At 39.1% G+C, this 20,361-nt stretch carries 17 protein-coding genes; 6 read left to right on the top strand and 11 right to left on the bottom strand.

What is annotated here, in order from left to right; translation table 11 throughout:
• Positions 1-96 precede the first annotated feature (96 nt).
• Together QZ574_RS04950 and QZ574_RS04955 are read right to left on the bottom strand one after the other, a co-directional pair.
• A complete protein-coding gene (locus tag QZ574_RS04950; RefSeq protein ID WP_297087408.1) occupies positions 97-807 on the bottom strand; it encodes a YebC/PmpR family DNA-binding transcriptional regulator in 711 nt (236 codons plus the stop codon).
• 242 nt (positions 808-1,049) lie between these two features.
• Positions 1,050-2,483, bottom strand: coding sequence for an RNase adapter RapZ (locus tag QZ574_RS04955; protein WP_297087410.1), 1,434 nt, complete (start codon positions 2,481-2,483; stop codon positions 1,050-1,052).
• A gap of 84 nt (positions 2,484-2,567) precedes the next feature.
• On the opposite strand from QZ574_RS04955, the gene QZ574_RS04960 reads away from it, so the two are divergent.
• Positions 2,568-3,257 carry a YdcF family protein gene (locus QZ574_RS04960; protein WP_297087412.1) on the top strand — a complete coding sequence of 230 codons (690 nt, stop codon included), beginning with the start codon at positions 2,568-2,570 and terminating at the stop codon, positions 3,255-3,257.
• 5 nt (positions 3,258-3,262) lie between these two features.
• Here QZ574_RS04960 and QZ574_RS04965 read toward each other — a convergent pair whose 3' ends face one another.
• The gene (locus QZ574_RS04965) at positions 3,263-5,029 is read right to left on the bottom strand and encodes a M28 family peptidase (protein ID WP_297087413.1); all 1,767 of its coding nucleotides are present in this window, start codon (positions 5,027-5,029) and stop codon (positions 3,263-3,265) included.
• Between the two features lie 459 nt (positions 5,030-5,488).
• Here QZ574_RS04965 and QZ574_RS04970 point away from each other — a divergent pair, with 459 nt between their 5' ends.
• From QZ574_RS04970 to QZ574_RS04985, 4 genes are read left to right on the top strand one after another with little or no spacing between them, the layout of a single operon-like run.
• Positions 5,489-7,375, top strand: a complete 1,887-nt coding sequence (locus QZ574_RS04970) for a hypothetical protein (protein WP_297087415.1) — start codon at positions 5,489-5,491, stop codon at positions 7,373-7,375.
• Positions 7,376-7,394: 19 nt separating this feature from the next.
• The gene (locus tag QZ574_RS04975) at positions 7,395-8,441 is read left to right on the top strand and encodes a DUF6340 family protein (protein ID WP_297087416.1); all 1,047 of its coding nucleotides are present in this window, start codon (positions 7,395-7,397) and stop codon (positions 8,439-8,441) included.
• A 2-nt stretch (positions 8,442-8,443) separates the two neighbouring features.
• Positions 8,444-9,466, top strand: a complete 1,023-nt coding sequence (locus QZ574_RS04980; RefSeq protein WP_297087418.1) for a DUF6340 family protein — start codon at positions 8,444-8,446, stop codon at positions 9,464-9,466.
• The gene (locus QZ574_RS04985; RefSeq protein WP_297087421.1) at positions 9,467-10,663 is read left to right on the top strand and encodes a DUF6340 family protein; all 1,197 of its coding nucleotides are present in this window, start codon (positions 9,467-9,469) and stop codon (positions 10,661-10,663) included.
• Positions 10,664-10,809: 146 nt separating this feature from the next.
• On the opposite strand, the gene QZ574_RS04990 is transcribed toward QZ574_RS04985, so the two are convergent.
• The 6 genes from QZ574_RS04990 to bamD all read right to left on the bottom strand — a co-directional run bounded on the left by QZ574_RS04990 (position 10,810) and on the right by bamD (position 16,708).
• Positions 10,810-11,646 carry a S1-like domain-containing RNA-binding protein gene (locus tag QZ574_RS04990; RefSeq protein WP_297087423.1) on the bottom strand — a complete coding sequence of 279 codons (837 nt, stop codon included), beginning with the start codon at positions 11,644-11,646 and terminating at the stop codon, positions 10,810-10,812.
• Positions 11,647-11,656: 10 nt separating this feature from the next.
• Entirely contained in the window at positions 11,657-13,312 is a 1,656-nt protein-coding gene (recN, locus tag QZ574_RS04995; protein ID WP_297087425.1) for a DNA repair protein RecN, read from the bottom strand.
• A 105-nt stretch (positions 13,313-13,417) separates the two neighbouring features.
• Positions 13,418-14,329: a DUF4835 family protein gene (locus tag QZ574_RS05000; RefSeq protein ID WP_297087427.1), complete on the bottom strand. Its 912-nt coding sequence runs from the start codon at positions 14,327-14,329 to the stop codon at positions 13,418-13,420.
• A 4-nt stretch (positions 14,330-14,333) separates the two neighbouring features.
• A complete protein-coding gene (gene coaBC, locus QZ574_RS05005) occupies positions 14,334-15,536 on the bottom strand; it encodes a bifunctional phosphopantothenoylcysteine decarboxylase/phosphopantothenate--cysteine ligase CoaBC (protein WP_297087428.1) in 1,203 nt (400 codons plus the stop codon).
• Between the two features lie 14 nt (positions 15,537-15,550).
• The gene (locus QZ574_RS05010; RefSeq protein WP_297087430.1) at positions 15,551-15,886 is read right to left on the bottom strand and encodes a DNA-directed RNA polymerase subunit omega; all 336 of its coding nucleotides are present in this window, start codon (positions 15,884-15,886) and stop codon (positions 15,551-15,553) included.
• A gap of 3 nt (positions 15,887-15,889) precedes the next feature.
• Positions 15,890-16,708 carry an outer membrane protein assembly factor BamD gene (bamD, locus tag QZ574_RS05015; RefSeq protein ID WP_297087432.1) on the bottom strand — a complete coding sequence of 273 codons (819 nt, stop codon included), beginning with the start codon at positions 16,706-16,708 and terminating at the stop codon, positions 15,890-15,892.
• A 259-nt stretch (positions 16,709-16,967) separates the two neighbouring features.
• Here bamD and QZ574_RS05020 point away from each other — a divergent pair, with 259 nt between their 5' ends.
• The gene (locus QZ574_RS05020) at positions 16,968-18,230 is read left to right on the top strand and encodes an aminotransferase class I/II-fold pyridoxal phosphate-dependent enzyme (RefSeq protein WP_297087434.1); all 1,263 of its coding nucleotides are present in this window, start codon (positions 16,968-16,970) and stop codon (positions 18,228-18,230) included.
• A 57-nt stretch (positions 18,231-18,287) separates the two neighbouring features.
• Here the strand turns inward: QZ574_RS05020 and QZ574_RS05025 are convergent, their stop codons facing one another.
• Together QZ574_RS05025 and QZ574_RS05030 are read right to left on the bottom strand one after the other, a co-directional pair.
• The gene (locus QZ574_RS05025) at positions 18,288-18,980 is read right to left on the bottom strand and encodes a DUF1080 domain-containing protein (RefSeq protein ID WP_297087436.1); all 693 of its coding nucleotides are present in this window, start codon (positions 18,978-18,980) and stop codon (positions 18,288-18,290) included.
• A gap of 21 nt (positions 18,981-19,001) precedes the next feature.
• Positions 19,002-20,267, bottom strand: coding sequence for a hypothetical protein (locus QZ574_RS05030; RefSeq protein WP_297087438.1), 1,266 nt, complete (start codon positions 20,265-20,267; stop codon positions 19,002-19,004).
• Positions 20,268-20,361: the final 94 nt, after the last annotated feature.

Here is a 20,361-nt window from a genome sequence, read left to right on the forward strand (position 1 = left end):
GCGATTTTTTGGGGGTTAATGGCTTTATTAAAACTGTAAAATTATTTCAAACGATAAATCGTACGGTGTACTTATCGTTTGAAATAATTCGATAATCTATGCAATATTGGTATAAACGGCCTGCACGTCTTCGTCTTCTTCCATCCGGTCCAACATCTTCTCAATATCTTCAAGTTGTTCTTCAGAAAACTCGACCGGGGTGTTAGGTATTCGTCTGAGTTCGGCTTTACTTACTTCAATTTCCAGCTCTTCAAATTTATGCGCTAAATCGCTAAAGCTGGTATATTCTCCATAGGCGTAGTAGGTTCCGTCATTTTCTTCAATTTCATCCAGTCCTGCATCAATCAGCTCCAACTCAATTTCTTCCAGCTCCATAGCTTCAGGCATTGCAAATTCAAAAACGGCTTTTCTTGAGAACATAAACTCTAGTGAACCGTTTGGCACCTGGCCACCGCCGGCTTTATTAAAATAGCTTTTAACATTGGCTACGGTACGAGTGGTATTATCTGTAGCTGCTTCAACAAAAACCAATACGCCATGTGGTCCTTTTCCTTCGTAAGTTGTTTCAATAAAAGCTGCTGCATCTTTTCCCGAAGCACGTTTAATGGCGGCATCAATATTTGCTTTTGGCATATTTTGCGCCTTGGCATTCATGATAGCGGTACGTAAAGCCGGGTTCAAATCCGCTTCAGGGCCTCCGTCTTTTGCTGCAATTGTTATCTTTTTCGAAAGTTTCGGAAATACTCTCGACATTTTATCCCAGCGTTTCTCCTTCGCTGCCCTTCGGTATTCAAATGCTCTTCCCATGAATATGTCTGTTTTGAAATTTTGTGCGAAAATAAATACTGAAAAGGGAAATACCAAAATCAATAACTTTTTTCTGGGTATTTTACCTTGTCCGCACAGGTTTATCGGTATCGATAACTACAAAGCCAGTTTTTTAGGTTTACATACCTTTTCCTCTTTTCTTACTTTGGCACCACATTTTTTGCAACTGAACTTCGCTTCTTTTTTATCCTGAAATCCCTTCTTTTTACATGCTTTTTTACTCATCTCCAATTTTCCTGTTCACGATGTACTACAACAACGTTTACAGGGTAATTGTTTTGCAGGTATTCTCCAATTTTCTCTGCCGAATAAACTGAACGATGCTGACCTCCGGTGCAACCAAAACCGATTGACAGGTGAGAAAAACCTCTTTCAAGATAAACCTTCACCGACTGATCGATCAATACTTTCGCCGCATCAATAAAAAGCCGGATTTCCGATTTTTGTTCTAAAAACTCCTGCACAGACAAATCCTTACCACTTAGCTTCTTGTATTCATCGTAACGGCCTGGATTGTTAATGGCACGGCAATCAAAAACATGGCCTCCGCCATTTCCCGATGGATCATCGGGATAGCCTTTTTTATAAGAAAAACTTGTTACCCGAACAGTTAAATTCGATTTCTCCTGCCCTATTTCTTTTAGCACCTCTGAATGGGTAAGCTGGTTTAACACATTGGTTAATTCGGGCAATGCAACAGGTAAATTTAAATCGGCTAACAATACCTCCAGATTTTTCAAGGCGTAAGGAATACTTTTTAGAAAATGTTCTTTTTTCTCGTAAAAACCTCTGAAACCATAAGCCCCCATTGCCTGCATAATTCGAATCAGGACAAATCCTTTGAAATATCCGGCAAATTTTTCCTCGTCAACCTTCATGTATTTTTTAAGCTCCGAAATATAGAAATTGTACAACTGGGTTCTTACACTTTCCGGAATATCGGCTTTGCCATCGTACAACAACGAGGCTAAATCGTATTGCAGGGCTCCCAATCGTCCCCCCTGGTAATCAATAAAATAAACATCGTCATCTTTTAACATTACATTGCGCGACTGAAAATCGCGATACAAAAAGTAGTTGGAACTGGCACTTAGCAGGTAATTACTAAAGAGCTGAAAATCATCTTCCAGTGCCTGTTCGTCAAAATGAATTTTAGCCAGTTTCAAAAAGTAGTATTTAAAATAATTTAAATCCCACATCATCGATTGTTTATCAAATGCTTCGCGCGGATAACAAACCGAATAGTCAATTTCTTTGCCTGCAATGATTTGAATTTTAGGCAGAGCCTGTAAAACCTTTTTATATACCGAAATTATATTTTCAGAAAATCCCTCTTCTTCACGTGTTTTTGTGAGAAACTCAAAAAGTGTGGTATTGCCTAAATCCTCTAACAAATACTTTTTCAGGTCGGAACTTACCGAATACACCTTAGGAACATTTACTCCCTTGATATAAAAATGATTACTAAACGATAAAAACGCGGTGTTTTCCTTAACGTCGCTGTTTAAAGCGCCTATTACCGTACGATTTTTATTACCTAAACGGCAGTATTGGCGGTACGAGCCCGATGGTGGCAATAACTCAAATTGTTCGACCTTTTCATTAAAATGACTCTCGAAGAGTTGAATTATTTCGTTTTTTTCTGCTGTCTTCAACGATTATAATTTTAAATTAAACTTACATTTATAGCTTAAAAGTAATTGGCTATGGGTAAAACCAAAATCAAAAGTATCTATTTTTTGAGATTACTAAGAAATTTCTTCTTATTGATTGGTTTTTTCTTCTTTTTATGCGTGGTTTTGGCATTTACCGAACAGCCCTACTGGGTTTATCATTGGCTGGGTACCAGTAAATCGGAATTAAAATGGGAACCCCGGCATATTATTTTACTGGGTGGTGGCGGAATGCCAAGCGAAAGTAACCTGATACGTTGCTGGTACGCACAGCGGGCGGCAAAATCGTTTCCCAATACAAAATTAATTATTGCCATGCCCGGTTTAACCGAAGACAGTTTAAGCACACCAAACAGAATAAAAGCAGAGCTTGTGGCCGGTGGTATTCCACACAAAAGAATTAGTTTTGAGCCCCTTGGCACCAATACCCGATCGCAGGCGCTGGAATGTATGCACCTGGTAAAAATGCAGGACCCCATACTTCTTGTTACTTCGCCCGAACACATGCGCCGAGCTGTATTATCTTTTAAAAAGGCCGGATTTACAAAGATAAATGCTTTACCGGCTTTTGAAAATGCTTCAGAAGCAGACTTTTCATTTACAGATGATGAACTTGGAGGCAATGCTCCGTTGATACCCGATGTAGGAGAAAGTACCAATATGCGTTACCAGGTTTGGAACCATTTAAAATATGAAATATTAATTGCCCGCGAACTGGTTGCCTTAAGCTACTACAAACTAAGAGGATGGATTTAAACCACTTATAACTGAACTATTAAAACCGTTGGTTCATCATTACGCAGCACATCAACCGTAATCGTTTGTCCGGCTTCCAGGGTTTTTAAACGATCCATATACTCATAAATATTGCCCACTTTTTTGCCTTCAATGGCAATAATGATATCGCCTTTTTTCATGCCCGCTTTAAAGGCCGGTTTACCTTTGGTGACGGCATCAATGCGCATACCTCTTTTTTCAATACCAGCAAAATCGGGCATAACGCCTAAAGTTACTTTGTAACGTCCGCCCCTGCTTCGCTGAAATTTACTTCCGGCTTCCTGAAAAGTAAGCTTCTCTTCGCGGTTTGCAACCTCGGTAAGCACCGCTGCCGAATACTCCATAACCAATTGTGCTCCTTCAAAATTTATGAGTTCGGCATCGTCTTGCGGTGTATGGTAATCGGGATGTGCACCAGTAGAAATAAAAAACACGGGGATATCTTGCAAATAAAATGAAGCATGATCTGATGGTCCGATTCCTTCGCCCGAAAGTGCCAGTTGAAAACCGGGATTCAGGTTATTTAAGATCTGTTCTGTTTCAACAGCAGTTTTTGTGCCCCCAATACTCAAACTTTTCGTTTCATTATCTAAACGGCCTACCATATCAAAATTTAACATCGCTACCATTTTATCCGTGTTTACCGGAGGTTCTGCAGTAAATGCTTTCGACCCCACCAAGCCCATTTCTTCGGCTCCAAATGCAACAAAAATAACACTACGTTTATTGTTTTTTTCACCGGCCAGTTTCTCTGCCAGCTGTATTACTGCCGATACTCCCGAAGCATTATCGTCGGCACCGTTGTGCACAGCAATGGTATCCACAGCTCTCGAGCCCGAGCCAGGGCCACCCATTCCAAGGTGATCAAAATGAGCTCCTACCACTACATATTCATCTTTCAACCTCTCATCAGTACCGGGAAGCATTGCAACAACATTACGGGTGGTAGTTTCTTTAAGCTCCACACTAACATTTGCTGTTACCAGCGAAGCAAGCTGTATGTTTTTTCCGGTATTTTGCTCCAGCATTTTAGCTTCCAGAGTTTCAATACTTTCGCCACTTCCCTCAAGTATTTTATTGGCAACGGCACGTGTTACCTGTATTACAGGAATGGAAAAGCGGCTACTGTTTTTGTCAAAAAACAACGACGACAATTCATCTTTTTCGCTAAACTTTGTGCCGGCAACAAAAATAATTCCGGCAGCATTTTTATCTGCAGCGGTTAAAGCTTTTGCACGCTCGGTAGAATATTGCAAAAGCGGACTGTTGGGATTATCCAAATCAGGATCGCCCTGAAGTACCATTAACCATTTACCACTAACATCGATGTTTTCAAAATCGTTCCATTGCAAGGAATCTCTTTTTACCTCAAGGCCAAAACCCGCAAAAACTACCGGAGCCTCCACTTTTGTGTTTGCCGAAAAAGCATAGGGTAAAAAATCCGTTTCAGCATTAAAATTAACATCGTCAACCTTTAACAGGTTCCCCTCGGCTACCTGTGCCGATGTTACCAGGTTAAACTCCTGAAATCCGTTATCAAATAAAAGCTCCAGACCTGCAGACTCAAATTTTTCGAAAATATATTGCGCCGCCAATAAATCACCTTTTTCACCTGATTTTCGCCCTTTTAACGAATCGGATGCCAAATAATTGATGTTTTCACGTATTTCTTCAATGCTTATTTCGCTATTAAAATTCGGACCACAAGCTGCAAAAACCAATATGCCTAAAATAAAAACAATGTATTTCATCTGATAAAAATTATTTCTTTTCAACGGTAAAAGACCGGATTCGCATGATTGTTTAGCTATGGTTTTGTACCAATTACTTATGCTCCTCCTTTTTTTCTGAATTAATATTCTGTTTTGAAAACAACTGGAAATAAATTTGGTTTTATGTTTTATAAAAACTTTCAACGAAGTTATAGATTGACCAGCAATATTACCTATAAATCGTGATTAAAAAAAAGTAGATGTGTATATTTACCACTTCGTAAAAAAACATACATTTTGATAGCATTCGGAATAAAATACTGGCTCATATTATTACCTGGCATTCTACTTTTTGCTGCAGGTATTTCATTTTTGCTGTACGCAAACAAAAAGGCTAACAAAGAATTATCGAAACTTCAACGCGGCCTCCTGATGGCCTTAAGGTTTTCTTCGTTTTTTTTAATAGCTGTCTTGCTTTTATCCCCGTTTATCAGAAATTTGAAGAAGGTTACCCAAAACCCGGTAATTATTGCTGCCTGGGACAATTCCGGTTCGTTGGTTTCATCTCCCGACTCGCTTCGTATAATGCAAACCATTCAAAACCAAAAGAAGTTGATTGAGGATGAACTGGGGGCTAATTTTGAACTGATTACGTATACATTCGGAGAGGAAGCCAAAACAAGCAAGGAACTTTATTTTTCAGAAAAAGGATCGGATTACAGCAATTTATTAACTACCGTAATTAACAACCATTTTAATCAGAATATTGGTGCTTTGCTAATTGTGGGCGATGGAATTTATAACCAGGGAAAGAATCCTGTAAATATGCTCGACCAGGTAAGCTTTCCCATTTACACCATGGGATTCGGTGACACCACAATTGTTGCCGATGCCCGCATTCAAAATATACGTGTTAACCGAACAGCGTTTTCAGGAAATAAATTTCCGGTGGAGGTTGATGCAATGTTTTCGAAATTACAAAACACCCCACTAAAACTCTCGCTTTTGTACGAAAACCAGGTGTTGGAGCAGGTGGTTGTAACACCTGCAAATACCAATTATTTTTACTCAACACAGTTTATTGTTGAAGCCGGAACCGCCGGTTTAAAGCATTATTCAATTAAAATAGAAACTGCCAATAACGAACGAAATACAAAAAACAACCAGGCAAAGATTGTGATCAATGTGTTGGAGAACAAACAAAAAATATTGCTTATCTCTAACGGCGTACACCCTGATGTTGGAGCCATAAAGAACACACTCGAGGAGCAAAAAACTTACGACGTATCGGTTTTTACTGACGAACCATATCCCAACGAAATTAGCAGCTATAACCTGTTAATTTTAAACCAGCTTCCCAGCACCGGAAAATCAATGGCAAGTGTTCTTGAAAAAGCTAAAAACCATCGTTTACCTGTTCTTTTTATCGTTGGTAGTTCGACGTTTTTACCACAGTTAAATGTATTAAACCAGGGTGCTGTAATTGAGCCGCTTGCCGGAAGTGGCGAAGAAGCCCAGCCCATTATAAACAACAGCTTTGCAACCTTTAATTTATCAGAAGAATTACACGAGCTTATTCCAAAATTACCACCATTACAGGTTTCGTTTGCCAATTATGAATTGAATCCGGAGTTTACCCCTTTGCTCTACCAAAAGCTAAAAAATATTCCAACCGGAAAACCGTTACTGGCCACGGGAAAAACAGATGGGCAAAAACGTGGTTTTATTTTTGGCGAAGGTATTTGGCGCTGGCGTTTGTTTGACTATTATCAAAACCAAAATCACATTCATTTTAACGAACTTGTAAATCAACTGGTACAATACCTGGCTTTACGCGAAAATGAAGACAATTTTATTGTTGAGTTTAAGCCGGTTTACACTGAAATTGAAAATGTAGTTTTAACGGCGGAAGTATACAATGACGCCTTTGAGCAGATAGAATCAGAAGAAGTGAATATCGCGTTAAAAAGCTCAAACGACGAAGAGTTTAAACTGACATTTGATGTACAAGGCAAAAATTACTACCTGAATGCTGGGCACCTTCCTCTTGGAGATTATAGTTTTGAGGCAGATGTAACCATCGGAAATGAATCGTTCACAGAAACGGGCAGTTTTACAGTAGTGCCGGTTAACATCGAAAATGTTATTACCCAAGCCAATCACAATCTGCTGTATCAATTATCAACGGTAAGCGGCGGTAAATTTTATTTGCCCAATCAAACCAACGAGTTAATTAACGAGCTTCAACAAACCAATAAAATAAAGGTAACTACTTACTTTCAGGAAATGGTTAACGAACTGCTAAACCTTCGTTGGATTTTTCTTGTTTTATTGTTGCTGTTAAGTACGGAATGGTTTTTGAGAAAGTTCTGGGGTGTTTATTAATTAAATTCAGTTGCGAGGTATGCATTTATCAAAATATACCAATTACATGGTACTGATTGGCATTGTTATTTTATCCTATGCGTGTAGCTCAACAAAACGTATTTTGGTTGAATTTCCGCAGAAACCCAAAAACGACATCCCTCAGAATATTCAAAGCCTTTTATTGGTAAACCGTACGGTTGACAACACTTACACTAATTTTCAGAAGGATTCTTTGCAACGAATATTTTACAAAAATGATTTTAATCTGGATACAACAATATTTGACCTCACCTCGGTTGACACTTCATTAGTGGCGCTGGGCGAGTTACTGTTCGAGTCGGGAAGATTTGATTTTGTAATTCCTGAAAACCGCCACTTGTCCGCCAGTAAAAATGCATTTTTTACCAGTGCGATGAATTGGAACGAGGTTAGGGAAATGTGCGAATTGTATCACACTGATGCAGTGCTCTCGATGGATATGTATAAAACCAGGGTGATTACCAAACTGGAAGAAGAATCGGTTTTTGACCCCAACCAGGGCTTTTTTATTTCGGCAGTTGGGGCACAAATGGTTGTGGTTTACGAAGCACTTTACCGACTTTATGACCCGCAAACTGAAAAAATCATTGCACGAGAAGTATTTAAAGACACCTTAATGTGGGAGGACATCGCATTAAATGTTCGCGATTTATTCTCCGACTTCACACCTGTTAAGCAGGCATTAACCGAAGCAGGAATTGCGCTTGCACTTGATTTTTCGGAGCAAATAAGCACGGGTTGGCGTAGCGAATACCGGATGATATTTAAAAGCGGAAGTGCGGAATTAAAACAAGCTGCCCTTTATACCGATTCCAACGAGTGGGATAAAGCCATTGCAGCCTGGGAAAAAATTGCGCAAGGCTCTGATTCAAAATCAGTAAAAAGCAAGGCGCTTTTTAATCTGGCCATTGCCTGCGAAATTGAAGGTGATATTGATTGCGCCATTCAAAAAGCGCTTGATTCATACAACATAGCCTATCATCCGTTAACGTACCAATACCTTGAGCTTCTGGAACGAAAGAAAAAGAACCTTAAAAAGCATTAAAAATGAACCGACTTCTCTTACTTCTGGTAATTGTAACTGCGCTGTCGGCGTGCACAGTTTACAAAGAATACCCGATAGAAATTTATAAGCCCGGAGCTATTGCCTATCCCTCGAATACTGAGAATGTGGCCATTGTTTACCGCAACTTTAAATACATTGGCGACACATTACAACACTATTACAAAGACGATTTTACATTACGAAAAGTAAGAAAAGATCCGCAGCAACTGGATAGCGTATTAGTAAACCTGTGCTTAAACGAGTTGGCCAAAAACCTGAAAGAAAATGCGGCTTTTGAAGAAATCAGAATATTTCCGAAACTTTTTGAACCACACACCGGAAATAAGCTTCCGGCATTAGACATGAAAATGGTCCAGAAAATTGCTTCATCAACCCAGGCCGACTTGGTAATATCGCTTGAAACCTATTCCTATTTTTTCTCTGAATATGAATCAACTGCAGAACTAGCAAGTCCTTCAAACGAAGTTATCACAGCAGCAGTTTGGGCCGTTTACAATCCGGTTGAAGAAAAACTTATTGAGCGTAAAACAATGATTGATACCATTTTCTGGAATGGCTACGATGCTAAAGGAAATTACCAGCGTAAAACGAAGTTACCTCCCCGCTTAGCGGCTTTAAAAATTGCCTCGCAAATGGTGGGCGAAAATTATTCGAAACGTTTTTTTGCATCGTGGCAAAATGTTAACCGCATTTATTCAGTTCCTCCGTTACCCGATTTCGCGGCTGCCGACGAGTATGTGCAAAAAGGAGAATGGGACAATGCCATCATGTTATGGAGACGCTATGCCGACGACAACAATGGCAAAATGGCCATAAATGCGCGCTACAACCTGGCTCTGGCCTACGAAATGAAAGATGATTTTGAAACAGCAGAAAAATGGTTGTTGGCCGCTCAACAAATAGCCACCGATTACAAAAGCAAAGAAGACCTGAAAATGATTATCAACTACCGTCAACTACTGGCAAAAAGGAAAAAAGATATTTCGAGGCTAAACCAACAATAAATGAACCTTCGTAAAATTACCTTCCACTGTTTTATTATATTGTTTTTTACATGTTCGTGCAACACCTTGTACAACAGCAAAACAATTGATATTGAAATTGTTCAACCATCAAAAGTAAATATCTCGAATGAATTTAAAAACGTGGCAATACAATATAATAACGTAAATGTTTCACCCAATAACTACTTTAACACCTATTTGCAATTTGGAGAACAAAAAGCAGAGACGGAAAATACGGACAGTATTGCTTCTCACATATACTTTAACACCTTTATTGAAGAATTGAAGCAACACCGGTTTTTCGACACTGTTATTATTTTATCAGAAAGAAACTACTCCACCATAGCCATAACCGATACATTAGGCATTGCGAACCAACTAAAAACAGATTCTGCAGCTGTTAACAAACTATCGAACAACCAAATAAATGTACTTAACGGCAGTTATTTTATCAAAAATTACACTGCACCTGTTCTTCCTAAAACCGACACATTATTTATTCATCCTGAATTTGGTTTATACACCAGCAATCAGTTGGCAGCTATTGGCGATAGTAGCAAGGCCGACTTGCTCATTTCGCTTGACTTTTTCGCGAGCTCAGACTATAGTACCTACCAAGAACAAATTGGCTTATCAGAAGAACAAGTTATTAATTGGTATCAATGGAGTTTTTATTCACTAAAACCGTACGAATATTTGCTGGTAACCTCAAAAACCGATTCCGTAGCCTGGATGGGACATGCATTCAGCAAAGCAAAAGCAGGCACGGTTATACCTCCGCGAAAGGATGCTGTTTTTAATGCGGCCGAATTGTCGGCGGAGAAATTTTCCAGTAGCCTGGTTCCACATTGGATTAAGGTGCAACGTATGTATTATGCGTCGGGGCATATTGAGCTAAAGCAAACCGATGCACTGGTAAAAGCAGGACAATGGCTTGAAGCTGCAGAAATATGGAAAAGAAATACCAACAATAAAAACAAACTTATTGCGGCAAAAAGCATGTTTAACATGGGGCTTGCCTGCGAAATGGAAGGCGAGCTGAAAGCCGCCCTCGACTGGGTTATAAAATCTTACTATCTGCTGGAATCGAAGAATGAAATACATACGGAAAACTGTAAAAATTACATTCGCATTTTGGGATTACGAATGAACGATATTAAACGCCTGGATGAACAATTTGGCCATTCCAAAAATTAACGGCAGGTAGGATGAATAAAAAAGAGGGAAACCAATGTTTCCCTCCTATATTTAACCAAAAATCACAACATGAAAATATTGTTGTTCTAAATTTAGAACTTTTTGTTTTAATTTTCAAAACAAGAATTCATGTTTAACAATCTGTTTTACTTTTTTAACAGTTTTATTCCGTCAGAAACAAATGAAATCAGGCGCTTTTTGTAGAGGCCGCCAATAGCCTTTTTAAAATTCTTTTTACTGATTCCTAACATTGCTTTTATCATCTCAGGCGACGATTTATCGGATATTGCCAAAAAACCGCCACTGGCTTCCAGTTCGGCAATTATTTTTTCTGATATTGCATCAACCTTCTCATATCCCGGTTCTTCCAAAAGCAAATCAATTTTCTCATCGCTTCGTATTTTCGCGATATATCCTTTGGTTCGCGTGCCTATCTTTATTGGCTGAAATACCTGATTTTTGTACAGCATCCCGGTATGCTCAAAATTTATTATGGCTTTATAGCCCAAGTCTGTCTCTTCAATTATCAGCAGGTTAACCTCCTGCCCGCGCGAATATTCAGGTGGTGTGTTATCCAAAAACTTATTCAATTTAGCCGATGCCACAACCCGGTTCGAAAGCAGGTCAAGGTAAATAAACACCCAGTACCTTTTTCCTTCGAGCATTTTATTGCGTTGTTCGCTGTACGGAACCAGCAGGTCTTTTGCCAATCCCCAATCCAGGAATGCTCCAAACCGGCTGCTTGCTTTTACCTCGAGGTAAGCAAACTCGCCAACACAGGCAAAAGGCTTTTCTGTGGTAGCCACCAATCGGTCTTCCGAATCGGTATACACAAAAACATCGGCTTCGCCCCGCTCTTTTAGTCCCGCATCAATATATTTTTTAGGCATCAGTATCTCGCCATGTTCACCCCCATCAAGGTATAGCCCGTTATCCGTTTCCCTATTTATTGCTAAGGTATTGTATTTTCCTATTTCTGCCATTTGCTGTTTTTCAAATTCGTAACAGTTCTTCTGCTGCTTTTATTGTTGTTTCCGTAAGTTTATCGCCTCCCACCATTTTCGCCAGTTCTTCCACCCTCTCCTGTGCATTTAAACTCTTTATCGAGGTATAAGTTTTATTCTTTTCTTCTAATTTATAAACGCTGAAATGAGCATCGCCTTTTGCTGCAATTTGTGGTAAATGGGTAATATTTATGATCTGGGTATTTGCAGAAAATGATTTAATAATCGTACCCATTTTTAAGGCAATCTCGCCCGATACACCGGTATCAATTTCATCAAATACAATAGTTGGTAATGCTTTCGAGTTACGAAGCAGGTTTTTAATTGCCAGCATTAATCGCGACATTTCGCCACCCGATGCAATTTTTGAAATCTCATCCGGTTCCGAATCGGGGTTTGCGCTGAATAAAAATGCGATTTCATCTTTACCATCTGCCTGGCACTCGGGCAAAATCTGGTGAACGGTTTGCAGCCTGCCTTTCGTCATCCCCAATTGTTTTAGATCAGACTTTACCGAGTTTTCAATCGTTTTAAAGGCTTTAGTTCTTGCCACGCTTAGTTGAGTTGCCAGTTTTTCCAAAGCCAATTTTTCGTTTTGCAAGTTAACTTTCAACACCTCTATTTCATCATCGTAGCCAACTGCTTTATTAATTTTGGCATCAAAATCGTTCCGTAATTCAACTAGTTCGGCTACGCTGGCAACATGGTGTTTTTGTTGCAACGAATACAATAAGTTAAGCCGGTCGTTTACCTCTTCAATTCTTGCAGGGTTAAATTCTACCCGCTCAGCAAGTAATTCGAGCTCGTGATGAATATCGCTTAACTCAATAGCAACACTTTCAATGCGAGTGGCAAAATCTTCTGCTTCATTTAAATAGCTACTAATTTTTTGAAGGGAACGATGGCTGTTTTTAATATTTTGTATTACCGAAAATGATTCGTTGTCGAGCAATGCCACTGTGTCTGAAAGTGCCGTTTTAATCTCTTCCGAATGATTTAACTGTTCCAGTTCTTTTTCTAAATCGTTCTGCTCATTTTCAACCAGTTGCGCCTCTTCAAGTTGCGTGTACTGAAATTGGTAATAATCCAAATCAGATTTTGCCTTCTCAGCCAGTTCTTCCAAAGCTTCAAGCTCTTTTTTTGCTTTTTTGTATTTTGCAAATTGCGCTTTATACTCGGCTAAAATATGTTCCGTTCCGGCTACCGAATCTACCAGTTGAAGTTGAAATTTTTGGTTGCTTAATTCCAGGTTTTGGTGTTGCGAGTGAATATCAATAAGTTTCAATCCAAGTGCACCCAATGTTTTCAGATTAACCGGAGTATCATTTATAAAAGCTCTTGAACGCCCTGAAGGTGTGATTTCGCGTCGTAAAATCGTTAAATCATCATAATCAAGATCATGTATTTCAAAAAACGTTTTAAGCAAATAATCGCTGACTTTAAACAATCCTTCCACCACGCATTTTTTATCCTTCTCTTTTAATACTGAAAGATCGGCTCTGTTTCCAAGAATAAGCCCCAGCGCACCAAGAATTATTGATTTTCCGGCTCCTGTTTCACCGGTTACCGTATTTAACCGGGCATGGAAATTTACTTGTAAACTATTGATTAGTGCGTAGTTTGAAATAGATAATCTGGATAGCATAATGACAAGTTGCTCAATGGTAATTTGTGTTTAGCTAAAATAGCTAAAATGAAAACATGTAATCACTTTCTTCCGAAAATGAAGTAATCTTTTTAATCAGAAAAATCAAAAGCCCTCGCTTTCCGCTATTTTTTCGTACTTGCTTCCGTTTGAGGGATCAACTTCATTAAGAATTGTCATCACTCGGGTACGTTCATCCGGAAAGGATTTAGAAAATATATTAACCAACTCATCCGCTTTTGCATCAAAAAACATTTGCAAAATATAGGTTGATGGCCTACGACGAAATACTTTTTGAATATCGCGTAATGCCTCGGCTACATTGGCTCTTCCTTCTTCCACTCTGTCCGACATCATATCCAAACCGTTGCGGTGGTAATTGTACATGCAGGTGCGAAACGAGGAATACGACTTATTCAACACATTCTCGATTAACCAGTATCTGTTTCGCTCACTTTCGAAAGCTTTCCAGCCCCGCTCACGCGAATTTTGCGAATTGTTGACAATGGATTGTGCTTTCTGAAAAAACTCGGTTCCCCCTTCCTCTGAGAAGGTATCGTAATCAAAACCTAAAATTACATAGGCATAAAAAGCCATAATATTGGTAAGGTTGTCGCGGTTCGATGTTTCATTAAATTCCAGGGCCTGAAACTCCACGTATTTGCAATGAAAATCGTTGTCCTTTATATTTAATACCGTTGAAGTATAGCTTGAATTAAATATCGGGCGCGTTAACTGAACCTGTATCGTTCCTTTAAACTCATCAGCAGAGATTTGCTCATCAAGACGAATAAGAATATTGCATCTGATTTTTTCATCATAACTGTATACATGATCAGTCCATTTTCTGTTATTCATAAAATCATACAGATCGGACTGCATGGTACGAAACAGGTTTTGGTTTGCACCTTGAATTCCACGTGCCGATACGGTTACGTTACACCGCAACTCCTGTGCAAAGCTTGCTCTTAAGATGAAAAAAAGAAAGAATAAGGTAAGTAATACGTATCTCATCATATGCCTAAACGTTCAGTTCAATAATTTTTGCAACAATATCTTTAGCCACTTCGTTCTTATTTTTTAACTCAAATTCGGTGTGTTTATTGTCTTTCTCAATAATAGTTATCTTGTTGGTGTCAACACCAAACCCAGCTCCTTTATCTTTCAACGAATTTAGCACAATAAAATCAAGATTCTTTTTCTTCAGTTTTTGTTGTGCATTTTCAAATTCATTATTGGTTTCAAGGGCAAAACCAACCAAAAGCTGGTTTTTCATTTTTTGTTTTCCAAGCTCGGCAGCAATATCTTTTGTGGGTTGCAGCTCTAGCTTCCAGTTTTCGTTACCCCGTTTTGTTTTTGTGTTTTCCTTAATCACTGGTGTAAAGTCAGCTACAGCAGCACACATTACGGCACCATCGGTTGTAGCAAAAGCTTTAATAGCAGCCTGGTGCATTTCCGCAGCCGATTCAACCTGAACAATATGAATATTTTTATTGTGTACTTCAATATTTACGGGGCCTGAAATTAAAGTTACCTCAGCTCCTTGTTCGGCAAGTTCTTCGGCAATGGCATATCCCATTTTACCAGACGAATAATTTCCAATAAAACGAACGGGATCTATTTTTTCATAGGTTGGTCCTGCTGTTACTAAAAATGATTTATTCAGCAGTTTTTTTTTTACCTGAAGCTGCTGAACAACGGCTTCAAGTATTTTTTCCGGCTCTTCCATCCGGCCTTTACCTTCAAGGCCACTGGCTAATTCGCCTTCGCCGGGTTCAACAATAATATTTCCATATTCTTTCAATATGCCAATATTTCGTTGAGTTGAAGGATGTGCAAACATATCAAGGTCCATGGCGGGAGCCAGCATAACCGGACATTTTGCCGACAAGTAAGTTGTAATCAACATATTATCGGCTATTCCGTTGGCCATTTTTCCCATGGTTGAGGCAGTTGCAGGCGCAATTACCATAACATCAGCCCATAAGCCCAGGTCAACATGACTGTTCCATGTACCATCGTTTGCACCAAAAAACTCGCTCACAACAGGTTTATTTGAAAGTGCCGATAAAGTTACCGGCGTAATAAATTCTTTACCAGCCGGCGTAATTACCACCTGCACCTCGGCTCCTTCCTTTATAAAAAGCCGAAGAAGCATTGCGGCCTTATAAGCTGCAATGCTTCCTGTTATTCCGAGTATTATATTTTTACCTTTCAGTCTCATAAAACGGACTGAAATTAAATACGTTTTTTGTTCTCGCGTGCCGGATTTCGGTGGTAAATTTCACCTTCTTTTAATTCTTCAAACGCAATTAGCGTTGGTTTTGGCAAGCGCTCATAGAATTTTGAAATTTCAATTTGCTCTCTGTTTTCGAAAATCTCTTCCAGATTATCGGTGTACGATGCAAACTCCTGCAATTTCTGATTCAACTCTTCTTTTAGCTCCGACGAAATTTGATTGGCCCTTTTGGCAAGGATCATTACTGTTTCGTAAATATTTCCGGTTTCCTGTGTTAAAACCTCCAGGTCGCGCGAAATAGTTGACGGAGCTGCTTTTGTTTTCTTGTAATCCATATTCTAATTAATATTTAAATCTTCTTCCTGATAATTTAATATTTCAGAGGCTTTTTCGTAAAATTTCTCTACCTCTTTTTTATACTTGCTCTCGGGATACTCATCAATAAATGAAAAATATTCATCAAGAGCATTGGTATACCTTTCGTCTTGTTTATCGATAATACTGTTGGTTGCCAATAAATACTTCGATTTTAACAACATATATTTCAGGTCTTCGCGGTATTTACTTTCGGGATATTTCTCGAGGCTATTGCCTAAAGCAATAACAGCTGCTTTGTAATTCTCGAAATCGTAATACAACTTGGCGCTTAAATATGATTTATACACCAGCTTATCTTCCATCTCGTCAATCAATCGATTGGCCTCTTCAACCCTGTCGTTATAGGGGTAAAGGTTTATGTACAATTGTAAAGCATCTATAGCTTCCTGTGTAACCTGCTGATCGAGCCTTGGTTTTGGGGATAAAAGATACGAGCAGTAACCAATCATAAACTGTGCTTCTTCCACATATTCGCTGGTGGGGAACTCTTTTACCAATGATTTAAAATAATGACCGGCCATTAAATAATCTTTTTGACCAATCATACTTTTAGCGTAGTAATAATAAATTTTATCGGCTCGCGAAGTCCCCCTGTAAATATTTACCAGTTCTCTGAATAAAGTGGCAGAACGAACGTATTCACCGTCTTCATAATACTCCACTGCCTTTTTATACTTGAACTCGTAATCCGTACTTTTTACAATTTTATTGTAATCTCCACAAGAGCTGATAATGAACAAAATTGCTAGTAATCCAATTCCCAAAAATCTAGTTTTCATAAACATGGCGCAAAAATATACTTTTTTTAATTAACTGAAACCTATTTTACTTCAATTTTTACACAAATTAATCGGTTAAAAACACAATCTATTTTACTCATTAATAGACCTGTAGGCAATTTGTGTAAAATAGCGATGTCGAAAATAACGCTATTTCGTATTTAAAACCTTATGAGTTAGTATTATTTAACACATTTGCTGAGATTTTAAAAAAGATTACATTTGCATGCTTATAATCGAAACTTAAAAACGAATCATCGTGGATATTTTTGCAAAATTCAGAAACAATAAAGGTGATATTGGCAAGTGGATGGACCAGATTCACGGATATTTTGCTTTTCCGAAACTGGAAGGCGAAATTTCGGCCAGAATGAATTTCCGAGGAAAAGAAGTGTTAACCTGGAGTTTAAATAACTACCTGGGCTTGGCCAATCATCCTGAAGTTAGAAAAGCTGATGCGGATGCTGCCGCACAGTATGGAATGGCCTACCCAATGGGAGCCAGAATGATGTCGGGGCAAACTGACAAACACGAGCAATTGGAACGTGAATTGGCAGCGTTTGTTAGTAAACCAGATGCTTTCTTGTTAAACTATGGTTACCAGGGAATGGTATCAGCTATTGAGGTGCTTGCCGGGCGTAACGATGTTATTGTATACGATTCAGAATCGCATGCCTGTATTATGGATGGCGTTTTCCTGCACAAAGCTAAAGGCGGTAAAAGTTTTGTTTTCCAACACAACGACATTGAAAAATGCCGTAAAATGTTAGGATTTGCTACAAAACGTGCACAGGAAACCGGCGGTGGTATTTTGTTGATTACTGAAGGTGTTTTTGGGATGACCGGACAGGTAGGTAAACTTGACGAGATTGTTGCCCTGAAAAAAGAATTTGATTTCCGTTTATTTGTTGACGATGCGCACGGATTTGGAACCATGGGGCCAACAGGTGCTGGATCGGGCGAACATTTTGGTGTACAAGACGGTATTGACCTTTATTTCGGCACCTTCGCGAAAGCAATGGCCGGCATCGGTGGTTTTATAGCCTGCGAAACAGATATTTGCTATATTTTACGTTACAACATGCGTTCGCAAACATTTGCAAAATCGTTGCCAATGGCAATGACTATTGGGGCACTTAAGCGCCTTGACATGATTCGTACCATGCCGGAATTGCGCGAAAATCTCTGGAAAATTGTTAATGCCTTACAAAGCGGATTAAAAGAAGCCGGTTTCGATCTGGGCAAAACCAATACCCAGGTAACTCCGGTATACATGAAGGGTGGAGAGGAAGAAGCTACTCAAATGATTTATGACCTTCGTGAAAACTATGGTATTTTCTGCTCAATGGTAGTTTACCCGGTTATTCCGAAAGGTGAAATTTTGCTTCGTTTGATACCAACAGCGATGCACACTCTGGAAGATGTGGAATTAACACTTGCTGCTTTTAAAGAAACCCGCAAAAAACTGGTTGCCGGAGAATACCGCACCGGAGAAATTGCCAAGGTTCAGGTTGATATGTAATATCTGAGAAACGAAATAAAAGAAAGGTTGCATTTGTATGCAGCCTTTTTTTATGGCTTACGGTGTTGTTTGCCCAATGGCTGTCAGTTCCAACTTTCTGAATTCAACTTCAACACCTTCAGCTTGCACAGCAATTTGACCTTTTGTGGCGGTACAATTATACCCCAGGTTAACCAAATCATCATTCACCCAAACTTTAATCGTATCTGCCACACATTCTATTTTCATGTTATTCCATTCTCCAAGTGGGTTTTCCGAGTTATTGGTAAGATTAATAATTCTACGTTTTTTCCCTTCTGTAATCCCCCACTCCTCTTCCGGACCACGTCTTTCCATCATATCTGGCACCGTAATATCTTCAACAATGCACCAGAAATCTCCGGCATCGCCATACTGCATTTGTACTTCTAACGATTGTGGGAACATTTTATACAAAGCCCGGGGTGTTGATGCGTGTACCAGAATACCACAATTACCGGGCTCGTTGGCAAAACGATATTCTACCTCGAGGCGGTAATTCTGAAATATCGAATCGGTAATTAAATGCCCGCGTGGTTCGCCCATGCTTACCAATAAAGAATCACGCACCAAAAATGAGGGTTCCAGACCGGGATTATTGTCGGCATCTGGAATATCTGCATGCCACCCTTCGAGATTTATTCCGTTAAATAATTTTACCGTTTTATCAGGCGCTGTTTTGCAAGCACAAAACACAAAAATTATTACTGTAACCCATAAATATTTTTTCATCCTCTTAAGTATTTGATCCATCTATTTTATAAACATTTCTGCCCATTTAAGGTACTGGTCCCAATCGTAATCAGTTACATTGTGTTTTCCTGTTCTGATGTGATAAGCCAGCGTGTTATGAATAGCTTGATTCACCGGTGGCATAATTGTATGTTCAATACCTTTTTTACCATACAGCTCAAACACGGGAGTGGCATATAAAGCGGCTAAAAATTCGCCTTTTGGATCGGCCCACAGGTCTTCCTCGGCACTGGCAATATATACGGGTCGTGGTGCAATACAGGCAATTAATTCATGTTGGTCGAGCGGTAAAGCATTTTCGTTTTTGCTGTAGTTCTTAAAATTCTTACAAAACCAGTGCGGAAATGAACGATTTATGCGCCATACTGTTTCTCCGAACCGCCGTTTCGACAATGCAGCCCCGCCACAGCCCGAGTTGTTTGAAATAACTCCTGCAAAACGCCTATCGCTGGCTCCTGCCCACAAGGATGTTTTACCTAAACGGGAATGACCAAATACAATCACCTTTGAGGCATCAACAGCATCATCAGTTTCAAAATAATCCATGCTTCGGCTTAAGCCCCATGCCCATGCAGAAATTGCTCCCCATTCATCCTCTGCAGGTTGTTGCTGGTCATCAACGTAGAATAGTGGATGAACTCCGTCAGAAAAGTCATCCTTATCGGGATCAACTTCACAGTAATAAATAACTGCTAATCCAAAACCTGCGTCAATTATTTTTTCCACCGGCCAACGATCCGATCGTGCCCCCCGCGATTGTTCTGTTAACTGATTATTTATAATACCAAACGACGGATTATTTTTAGCCCATGCTTCTGAAATAATTATATTCACATCGTTGACTATGGTATGATTACCATAAAAATTATAAGCTACAAAAATGGGGGCTGGCGTTAATTGTTTGGGTAAATAAAGTAATATGGTAAAATGAATCTGCTTATTTTCTTTTTCAAAAAATAACTCCACTTGTTTTCTGATAGCTTTGCCGTTTATGGCTTCGGCACTTTCTTCCAGAATTTCTACCGATGAAATGGCCAACTGCCCCGGAACCTCGCCATAAATATTTTTCGAGAAAAAATCCATTAGCTCCGGTCTTCGTTTTTTTTCCCACTTTTTTGTGTTCCTTATTTTGCTGCCATTAAAACTTTTTAAGGGGTCCGACAATTTAAATTCGGGAACTTTATCCTCATCGTAATTAACATCAAACTGGCCGTAAGCATTAGATAACAACAGGGAAAATAAAAGGCAAAACACTAATTTTTTCATGATAGAAACAGCAACTGATAATTAAGCAACAATGCTTAAAATTGGTAATTTGTTGGTTTTGTAGCAAGCATTTTTTAGCTTTTTTTTAATTTTT

This window comes from uncultured Draconibacterium sp. (assembly GCF_913063105.1).
GTDB lineage: Bacteria > Bacteroidota > Bacteroidia > Bacteroidales > Prolixibacteraceae > Draconibacterium.